Here is a 10,450-nt window from a genome sequence, read left to right on the forward strand (position 1 = left end):
TAGTCTACAATAATATAGTTTGTTTGTATGAAAATACACCATATAGTATAATGGAGTTTATCAAAATTTAAAGAGGGTGAAATTTATTGAAAGAACTTTTAAGTATATTTGGAATATTTTTTCGTATGGGAGCTTTTACCTTCGGTGGTGGATATGCTATGCTTCCAATAATTCAAGAGGAAATAGTCAATAAAAGAAATTGGGCAAGAGATGATGAAATTATAGATTATTATGCTATAGGACAATGTACACCTGGGATTATAGCTGTAAATACTGCAACCTTTATAGGATATAAAAAAAAGGGAATAGTAGGTGCTATAGCTGCAACCTTAGGTCTTGTATCTCCTTCATTAATTATTATAAGTATAATTGCAAAGTTTTTTAAAGAATTTCAAGATTATCAAATGGTAAAATACGCATTTAATGGAATTCAAATAGTAGTTGTTGCTCTTATTACAGTAGCTGTCATAAATATGTTCAAGCAGTCAGTTGTAGATAACTATGGGAAAATACTTTTTTTAATAGCTTTTATAGTTATAGGCTTTTTAAAGTTATCGCCTATTATAATTGTAGTTTTATCTGCTGCGGCAGGGATATTAAAATTTAGAAACATTGAAATAAAGGAGTAAAAATAGATGATATATTTTAAGCTTTTTTTTGTCTTTTTTAAGATAGGACTTTTTTCTGTAGGAGGAGGTCTTGCTACTCTTCCATTTCTTCAAGAGCTAGTTTCAAAATATGGATGGATTACATCAGATGAACTTATAAATATGATAGCTATATCTGAATCTACTCCAGGAGCTATTGGAATAAATGCAGCTACATTTGTAGGGAACAGTGCAGCAGGAGTTTTAGGGGGTATTATTGCAACCATTGGACTGGTGGTACCTTCTTTGATTATTATAATTATAATAGCTCACTATTTTGCTAAATTTAGTGAAAGACATATTGTAAAATCGGCCTTCTATGGTATAAGACCAGCAGTAGCTGGACTTATAGGCGCCGCAGGCTTTGAAGTAGCAAAAATTACTTTATTCAATATAGATAAATACTATAATACGAAGAATCTATTGGATTTTTTCCAGATTAAAGGTATAATGTTATATGTAGTAATGTTATTTTTAATTTATAAATATAAGAAGCATCCTATTGTTTATATAATAGGAGCAGCTTTGATAGGCGTGATATTTAGATTTTAATCATAACATTGTTTTAGTGGTAATTAGATAATACTATTTACTAAATACTATTATCTATAAAAAATATAAGGGGGATTTCATAAATGAATGCAATGACACAAGCTAATTTAAGATCTGCTTTTGGTGGAGAAAGTATGGCACATATGAGGTATAGAATATGGGGAGAAAAAGCTGAAAAAGAAGGTTTTTCAACAGTTGCTAGATTATTTATGTGTACATCAGATGCTGAGCAAGTACATGCTACACTTCATTTTACTGCTTTAAAAGATATTGGAGGAGATTTTCCAGTAACTTCAATGGCAGGATTTGGTTTAACTAATACTTCTGAAAATCTGCAAGGTGCAATTGATGGGGAACTATTTGAAGTAACTCAAATGTACCCAGCATATATAGCTACAGCTGAGATGCAAGAAGAAAAAGCTGCTGTAAGAGCAATGAAATATGCTGTAGAAGCAGAGCAAGTACATGCAGATTTATTTACACTTGCTAAAGAAGCTGTAGATGCAGGAAAAGATTTAGAGGCTAAAGAAATGCATCTATGTCCAGTTTGTGGATATATATCCTTAACAGGGGAAGAAGAAATTTGTCCAATTTGTAGTGTTAAAAGAGAATTATTTATAGAATATTAAAAAAAAGAACGCGGATGCGTTCTTTTTTTTATGAAAACACTTTCCTAGAGTTTTTTGATTGGAAAATTAAGACTTATGCTATAATAGATAAAATATTTACTATAATATAAAGCTTATATCTACATGTAAATATCAGATTAAAATATATTATAAATGGAATTGTAGGAGGTATTTTAATGTATAGAGATGAAATATTACTAGAAAATACAACTGGATTAAATGCAAGACCTGCGTCAATCTTTGTAAAAGAATCTGCGAAATATATAAGTAATATAAATTTAATAAAAGATAAACAAAGATATAACGCGAAAAGTATTATGGGTGTTTTAAGTATGGGAGCTTTAAAAGGAGATATTTTAGCCATTGAAGCTGAAGGTGAAGATGCAAAAGAAGCAGTAACTGTCCTTATAGAACTTTTAAAAGATATGAGAAATTAGGAGATAAAAATGAAAAAGTTAGGAACCTCTCCTGGTATAGGTATAGGAAAGGTATTTTTATATAAAACAAATAAGGTTGAAATTTACAAGGAAAATATTGAGGATTTCAACTTGGAAATAGATAAGTTTGTTAGATCTCTTCAAAAGGCTAAAGATGAGATAGATAAATTATACAATACTACAAAAAAAGAGATAGGAACAAAAGAAGCAGAAATATTTATGGCGCATAGGATGATCTTGGAAGACCCTGAATTTATAATGGAAGTAAAGAAACAAATAAAAAATAATAAGATAAATGCAGAATGGGCTGTAAAAGAAACAGCAAATAAATTTATAAATTTGTTCAAAGATATTGAAGTTGAATATTTACAAGCTAGAACTAGTGATATAAAAGATGTAAGAGATAGAATTTTAAGAATTCTTTTAAATGGTGAAAACATAGATTTATTATCAATGAATGAGGATTCTATCATAATAGCAGAAGATTTAACGCCTTCAGATACAGCAGCGATGAATAAAAATAAGGTAGTAGGATTTGTTACAGAATTAGGGGGTCGAACTTCACACACTTCTATAATAGCTAGAAGTTTAGAAATACCTGCTATTGCAGGTAAAAAAGATATAACTAAAATGGTTGAACATGGAGACTATATTGTTATTGATGGTAATAATGGACATGTTTTAGTAAATCCTACAAAAGAGGAATTAATTTTTTATAAGAATAAACTTGAGGAAGAAAATAATTTAAAAAATAAATTAAAAAAAATGATAGATAAGAAAACTATATCAAAAGACAATTACAAGGTAGAATTATTAGGAAATGTATCTATTTCTTCTGATGTAGATAATATTTTAGATAAAGATGGAGAGGGAGTAGGTCTCCTTAGAAGTGAGTTTTTGTATATGAATAGGGTGAATAATCCCACTGAAGAGGAACAGTTTGAAGTTTATAAAAAAATAGCTATTAAATTAAAAAATAAAACTTTAACTATAAGGACACTAGATGTAGGAGGGGACAAGTTAATACCTCATTTAAATCTGCCTAAAGAAATAAACCCATACTTAGGTTATAGGGCTATAAGAGTGGGGCTTGACAAACCTGACATATTAAAAACTCAGCTTAAAGCAATTTATAGGGCGAGTTATTATGGAAATATAAATATACTTTTTCCTATGATATCTAGTGTAGAAGAATTAAGAAAAACTAAAGAAATAACAAAGGAAGTAAAAAAAGAATTAAAAAGAAAAAACATACCATTTTCTGAGAAGGTAAAACTAGGGATAATGGTAGAAGTACCAGCTGTGGCAGTTCATGCTAGAGCATTTGCAAAAGAAATAGATTTTTTTAGTATAGGTACAAATGACCTTATACAATATACTATTGCTGTAGATAGGGGAAATCAAAAGATAGCAAATCTATATAATCAGTATCATCCTGCAGTTTTAAGACTCATAAAAATGACTATAGATGCAGCACATATAGAAGGAATAAAAGTAGGTATGTGTGGTGAGGTTGCGGGAGATGAAAAACTTATTCCTCTTCTTTTAGGCATGGGCTTAGACGAATTTAGCATGAACTCAGGATCTATCTTAAAGGCTAGATATCAAATAAGAAATACATCAAAAAAGGAAATGGAGACACATATAGACACTATTATAAATCTTGCAACTGCAAAAGAAGTAGAAAAATATATAGATAAAATAAACTAAAATATTAAGAGGTTTTCTAAAGACAAAAAGCTATAACTTATGGGTTTTTGTCTTTTTTTAAATTACTAAGGATAATTTATTTATTTAAGTGCATAATAATCTAAAAGTTCTAGGAGTTGTTAATATGCACATTAGACTTACAATTATAGCTATAGTACCAGTAATAATAGGATTATTAGCAATTTATCTTACTGATAGGATAGATAAAGAGCCAGCTAAACTATTGTTTTTAACATATATTTTAGGAGCCCTAGTAGTTGTTCCTACTATTGTAGTAGAAGAATTATTGGTCAGAGTAAATATATTTTCTGGTGTATATGGTGCGCTATTTAGTGCATTTATAGTAGCAGGACTTACAGAAGAATATTTTAAAAGATTAGTAGTTTTAAAAGTTCCGTATAGGACTAGATATTTTAATGAAAAGTTGGATGGTATAATATATGGAGTATTTGCAGCACTTGGATTTGCTACTGTGGAAAACATAATGTATGTTGCTTTTAGATATACAAATAATCCCTTTATAGGTCTTTATAGAGGGATATTTTCGGTTCCTGCTCATGGAATATTTGGTATAACCATGGGATATTATTTGTCTTTATCTAAATTTAACACTGATAAAGAAGGAAAAAGAAAAAATAAAAGATTATCTTTAATTATGCCAATGATTCTACATGGAATTTTTGACTTTATTCTTATGGCAAATATAGGAGGATTATCTTTATTTTTTGTACCATATGTATTATTTTTATGGTGGTTAAATGAAAGAAAATTAGAGGCATTTATGCTTGAGTCAAAAACTAGCGTATTAAAAAACAAAAGGAAAGATCTATAAAATTTTATTGAAAACTTAGCCTATAAAGTGTAAAATGGGTGTAATAATCGAAAACAAAGCTTTAAAGGAGAAAAAATATGAGTAGACAAAACAGAAGAGCTAAAAGACGTAGAGAAAAAATTATAAGAAGGAGAAGGATAATTCTTCTTATATTTATTTTAATCTTAATACCTATATTATATAAGGGAAGTAGATTTATAATAAATGGTGGTAAAACACTATATAGCAGTATTCAAGGAAAAGGAGATAAGTCTAAGGATGTGCCTCCAAATAAAAAAGATACTCCAGATATAGAAAAACCAGTAGAGCCTGAAATAAAAAGTGCGAAAATTCTATCTGTGGGAGATATAATGTTTCATATGCCCCAAGTAAAAGCATCATATCTTGGAAATGGAAATTATGATTTTAGAGATGATTTTAAATATGTTAAAAAATATATTGATAATGCAGATATATCTATAGCAAATTTTGAAACAGTAACAGCTGGAAATGATAAGAAGTTTTCGGGCTTTCCACAATTTAATAGTCCTAAGGAAACATTATTTGCCTTAAAGGAAACGGGTTTTGATATTATATCTACTGCAAACAACCATTCTTTAGACCAGGGCAAAGAAGGAGTTATAAATACTATAAAATATGCCAAAGAATATAGATTGAAAAATGTAGGTACATATGAAAAGCCACAGACAGAATATTTAATCCAAGAGAAAAATGGTATAAAATTAGGATTTTTAGCTTATACATATGGATTAAATGGCTTGGATTTTTATTTAAGTGAAGAAGAGCTTGGATATATGATAAATTTAATAGATGAAGAAAAGATAAAATCTGATATAGAAAGTATAAAAGAAGAAGTAGATCTAGTTGTAGCATCTGTTCACTGGGGAAATGAATATGAAAGAGAACCCAATGATAGTCAAATTGATTTAGGTCATAAAATGGTAGAGTGGGGTGCTAATATAGTTCTTGGAAGCCATCCACATGTACTGCAAAGATCTGAAATTATTAAAAAGGATGGAAAAGATAACTTTATAATCTATTCACAGGGAAATTTCTTTTCAAATCAAAGAGGAGACACTATGGGGAACACATTTACTGAAGATGGTGTTATGGTAGAGATAGATATAGAGAAAGATATAACAAATGACAAGACATTTATTAAAAACATCGAATTTTTGCCTACTTGGATAGATAAATACAATAAAGATGGAAAAGATGTATATAGAATATTACCTACTAAAGACGCATTAGATAATAGTATAGAAGTGAAATTAAGTGATAGTGTTAAAAATAGGATTAATAAATCACAATCGGATAGTATGGAAACATTAAATTATGAATAAGTAGCAAATAAAACAATATTTAAAGGAATATTGTTTTATTTATATCAAATTTCATATATAATGAAATATAAGTATATAAAATATTTTTAAAGGCGTGATGTTATTGGAATATTTGATTAATCTTTTTTCAAATATAAGAATGAGAGATGTAATAGATATAATATTTGTAGCTATTATCTTTTATAAACTATTTACCCTTATAAAAGAAACTAGGGCCGAACAACTTATAAAAGGAATAGTATTTTTATTAGTTCTTACAAAGATAAGTGAATGGATGCAACTTTTCACTATAAACTGGATACTAAGTAATGCTATGACACTTGGAACTATAGCCATTTTAGTAGTATTTCAACCAGAACTTAGACGTGGGTTAGAATATTTGGGTAGAAATAGTCCCTTTAAAAAGTCATTAATTGAAATGCGTGGAGAAAGTATAACAGGAGTTGTAGAGGAAATAGTAGAAGCTGTAGCCTCTTTATCTCGTCAAAAAATTGGTGCTCTTATAGTTATGGAAAAAGAGACTGGATTAAATGAAGTTGCAGATACTGGAACTACAATAGATGGATTTGTATCTAGTAACCTATTGATAAATATATTTATACCAAATACACCTCTTCATGATGGAGCTGTAATAATTAAAGAGGATAAAATAAAGGCGGCAGCATGTTTTCTGCCTTTGACTGAAAACAATACCTTAAGCAAAGAGTTGGGAACAAGACATAGGGCAGCTCTTGGAATTTCTGAAAAATCAGATAGTATATCAATCGTAGTATCTGAAGAAACGGGCGGAATATCTACAGCAGAAAATGGAGAAATATCTAGATATATAGATATACAGACACTTAGAAAAATATTATTAGATATGTATAGACCTGATACAGATAGTATGAGTTTTTTAAATAGATGGAGGGGTAAAGATGAGCAAACTGAAAAATAATTGGACTGCAAAAGTTTTTGCCCTTGTAATTTCAATCTTTTTATGGTCTTATGTTATGAGCGAAGTAAATCCAGTACTTACAACACCTTATTCAGATGTAAATGTTAGGCTCAATAATATTGAATCTTTAGATAGGCAAGGACTCGTTGTTATGGATCCAGAAACTGCTAGTGTAGATGTTAGGGTTTCAGGACCAAAATCTGATATGGATAATATTACATCAGCAAATATATTAGCAGAAGTTGATTTGACAGGATATTCAGAGGGAGAAATGAAAATCCCAGTAAGAGTTAGGTTGCAAAATACCCCATACAATGTAGAAATAGTAAACTGGGAACCAAAAGAAATTTTATTTAAAATTGATAAGATTATATCTAAAGAAATAAGTGTTAATATTGAAACTGTAGGAGAAGTTACAGAAGGACATATCTTAGAAGATATAAATAAAAAGCCACAAAACTTAATTATAAGAGGGTCTAGAACTTGGGTAAATGAGGTATCGGAAGCGAGAGCAGTAGTAGACTTAACCAACAGAACTAGTTCTACAAATATGAGCGTTCCAGTTCAACTTTTAAATGATAAAGGTGGAGAAGTAAGAGGTATAGAAAAAGACCCTGGAATTATAGATGTGTCTATTGATATTTCTAAAACTAAAACACTTCCAATAGAGCTTGAAACATCAAATGAACTTCCTGAAAACATAAATATAAAAGAAATAAACATATATCCTAAAAGTGTAAAAGTTAAGGGTGGAGACGAAATTGAGGATTTAAAGAAGATAAAAACGAAAGCTATAGATATAAATGATTTAATAGGACAATCCTCTATGGAGGTAGAACTTGCTCTTCCAGATGGAATAAAACTTGTAGATTCTAAACAAAAGATTAGTATAGGCTATAGTGTAGAGGAGACTATAGATAAAGAATATATATTTTCATCAGATGAAATAAGCATAAGAAACTTGGATGAAAAATATACGGTTAAAGAGGAATCTATACCATCAGAGGTGAGGATCTCTTTAAATGGCGTTAAATCAATACTTGATAATATCTCAAATGAAAACATTCAACTATATATAGATTTAAAGGATGCAGATTTAGGAAAAAATGAAATAGAAATAAGGATGGAAGACATACAAGGCTTATCTTTAGATTTTATTGATCCATCAAATACAGAAATAGAAATTGAAGATGTTCAAGATGAAGAAGTAGAAGATGAGGATGAATAGTATGATGATTTCTTTATTTACCATATAAAAGCTTAAACTTTAAAAGTAGCTTTAGTGATTAAATATTGTAAATAGGGTAATAAATATATGAAACAAAAAAATAAAAGAGGTGTAATAATGGCTAAGAATTTTGAAGATTTAATGAAACTAGCAAAGGCGAGATCTCCTAAAAAAGTATCAGTTGCACAAGCAGGAGATGAAGATGTATTACTTTCAATCAAGATGGCTGTAGAGGAAGGTGTTGTAAGCCCCATATTAGTAGGAAATAAGGAAGAAATAGAAACAATTGCCAAGGAAATAGACCTTGATCTTACAGATATAGAAATAATAGATGAAAAAGATAAAGTACTTGCTACAAGAAAAGCTACAGAACTTGTAAGTACAGGAAAAGCAAGTGTTTTAATGAAGGGTCTTATAGATACTTCTATAATAATGAAACAAGTATTAGACAAAGAAATAGGACTTAGAACAGATAAACTTATAAGTCATGTAGCTATATTTGACATAGACTCATATCATAAGATTTTCTGTGTAACAGATGCGGCCATGAATATAGCTCCAACTTTAGAGCAAAAGAAAGGTATTATAGAAAATGCAGTAGATCTTTTAGAATCACTAAATATCAAAAATCCTAAAGTAGCAGCTCTTGCAGCAAAAGAAAAAGTATCACCTAAAATGGAAGCAACTGTTCATGCTAAGGAACTTGCTGACATGAACAAAAATGGAGATATAAAAAATTGTATAGTTGATGGACCATTTGCTCTTGACAATGCAGTTAGTAAAGAATCAGCAAAAATTAAAGGCATTGAAAGTGAAGTAGCAGGCGATGCAGATATACTACTTGCTCCAGATATAGAAGCAGGAAATGTACTATATAAATCATTGACATTTTTAGGCGGTGCAAAATCAGCTGGAATAATAATAGGAGCAAAAGCACCTATTATATTAACATCACGTGCAGATGATGAGGAAGCTAAACTTCATTCTATAGTTCTTGCAACGTTAATGGTAGATTAAAACTTTATAAGAAAAATGACAGAGGAAAAATATGAAAAAAATCCTTGCTATAAATCCTGGTTCCACTTCTACTAAAATAGGTGTTTTTGAAGAAGATAATTTGATGTTCGAAGAAACAATAAGGCATAATGTGGAAAAGATACAAAGTTTTGATAAGATATATGATCAGTATAATTTTAGAAAAGAATTAATCTTAAAATCTTTAGAGATTCATAATATAAATTTAAAAGAAATATATGCTGTAGTAGCTAGAGGAGGTCTTTTAAAACCTATTAAAGGTGGAACTTATTCTGTAAATCAGGATATGTTAAAGGACTTAAGAAAAGGCGTATCAGGACAGCACGCTTCTAATTTAGGAGGACCTTTAGCTTATGAATTAGCATCTATTGGAAAAGTCAACTCATATATAGTTGACCCAATAGTTGTAGATGAATTAGATGATATAGCTAGGATTTCAGGTCTTTATGGAATAGAAAGACAGAGTATATTTCATGCCTTAAATCAAAAGGCTCAAGCCAGAAGATATGCAAAACTTAAAAATAAAAAACATGAAGAGTTAAATTTAATAGTAGCACATCTAGGTGGAGGTATATCTATAGGTATTCACAAAGATGGGAAAGTAATAGATGTAGCAAATGCGTTAGATGGAGAAGGACCTTTTTCTCCAGAAAGATCTGGAAGCTTACCAGTAGGAGATTTGGTTGAAATGTGTTTTTCGGGCAAATACTCTAAAGGTGAAATCAAAAAGATGATAAAAGGTAGGGGTGGAATCTTTTCTTATCTCAAAACAACAGATGCTAGAAAAGTTGTAAAAAAAATAGAAGCTGGAGATGACTATGCTGAGCTTATTTATAAAGCTATGGCATATCAAGTTTCTAAAGAAATAGGAGCATTATCTACTGTAGTAAATGGGAAAATAGATGCTATAATACTTACTGGTGGTATAGCACATGATGATCTTTTTATTTCCTATATTAAAGAAAGAGTAAGTTTTTTAGCGGAAGTAGTAGTTTTTCCTGGGGAAGAAGAACTTATGGCTCTAAATCAAGGAGTATTGAGAGTGTTAAGAGGAGAGGAAAAACTTAAAGAATATAAATAAGTTAACAGTTAAAAGATAA

At 29.7% G+C, this 10,450-nt stretch carries 11 protein-coding genes; all 11 read left to right on the forward strand.

The annotated features are described in order from the left end of the window. The first annotated feature begins 86 nt into the window (after positions 1 to 86). The 11 genes from ACTHW2_RS04480 to buk all read left to right on the forward strand — a co-directional run bounded on the left by ACTHW2_RS04480 (position 87) and on the right by buk (position 10,431). On the forward strand, positions 87 to 629 hold the full coding sequence (locus ACTHW2_RS04480) for a chromate transporter (RefSeq protein WP_442262604.1): 543 nt from the start codon (positions 87 to 89) through the stop codon (positions 627 to 629). Between the two features lie 6 nt (positions 630 to 635). Then, complete coding sequence (locus ACTHW2_RS04485) at positions 636 to 1,199, forward strand: chromate transporter (protein ID WP_442262606.1); 564 nt, start codon at positions 636 to 638, stop codon at positions 1,197 to 1,199. A gap of 83 nt (positions 1,200 to 1,282) precedes the next feature. Then, a complete protein-coding gene (locus ACTHW2_RS04490; RefSeq protein WP_442262608.1) occupies positions 1,283 to 1,828 on the forward strand; it encodes a rubrerythrin family protein in 546 nt (181 codons plus the stop codon). A gap of 176 nt (positions 1,829 to 2,004) precedes the next feature. Next, positions 2,005 to 2,265: an HPr family phosphocarrier protein gene (locus tag ACTHW2_RS04495; protein ID WP_442262610.1), complete on the forward strand. Its 261-nt coding sequence runs from the start codon at positions 2,005 to 2,007 to the stop codon at positions 2,263 to 2,265. Positions 2,266 to 2,274: 9 nt separating this feature from the next. Next, the gene (gene ptsP / locus ACTHW2_RS04500) at positions 2,275 to 3,975 is read left to right on the forward strand and encodes a phosphoenolpyruvate--protein phosphotransferase (RefSeq protein ID WP_442262612.1); all 1,701 of its coding nucleotides are present in this window, start codon (positions 2,275 to 2,277) and stop codon (positions 3,973 to 3,975) included. 124 nt (positions 3,976 to 4,099) lie between these two features. Then, entirely contained in the window at positions 4,100 to 4,807 is a 708-nt protein-coding gene (locus ACTHW2_RS04505; protein WP_442262614.1) for a PrsW family intramembrane metalloprotease, read from the forward strand. A 77-nt stretch (positions 4,808 to 4,884) separates the two neighbouring features. After that, a complete protein-coding gene (locus ACTHW2_RS04510) occupies positions 4,885 to 6,150 on the forward strand; it encodes a CapA family protein (RefSeq protein WP_442262616.1) in 1,266 nt (421 codons plus the stop codon). Between the two features lie 97 nt (positions 6,151 to 6,247). Further along, positions 6,248 to 7,087: a diadenylate cyclase CdaA gene (gene cdaA / locus ACTHW2_RS04515; RefSeq protein ID WP_442262618.1), complete on the forward strand. Its 840-nt coding sequence runs from the start codon at positions 6,248 to 6,250 to the stop codon at positions 7,085 to 7,087. Next, on the forward strand, positions 7,068 to 8,315 hold the full coding sequence (locus ACTHW2_RS04520; protein ID WP_442262620.1) for a CdaR family protein: 1,248 nt from the start codon (positions 7,068 to 7,070) through the stop codon (positions 8,313 to 8,315). Before cdaA ends, ACTHW2_RS04520 begins: the two co-directional genes overlap by 20 nt. A gap of 117 nt (positions 8,316 to 8,432) precedes the next feature. Then, positions 8,433 to 9,332: a phosphate butyryltransferase gene (locus ACTHW2_RS04525; RefSeq protein ID WP_442262622.1), complete on the forward strand. Its 900-nt coding sequence runs from the start codon at positions 8,433 to 8,435 to the stop codon at positions 9,330 to 9,332. Positions 9,333 to 9,363: 31 nt separating this feature from the next. Then, positions 9,364 to 10,431, forward strand: coding sequence for a butyrate kinase (buk, locus tag ACTHW2_RS04530; protein WP_442262624.1), 1,068 nt, complete (start codon positions 9,364 to 9,366; stop codon positions 10,429 to 10,431). Positions 10,432 to 10,450: the final 19 nt, after the last annotated feature.

Source organism: Tissierella sp. (assembly GCF_052089545.1).
Classification (GTDB): Bacteria; Bacillota; Clostridia; order Tissierellales; family Tissierellaceae; genus Tissierella_A.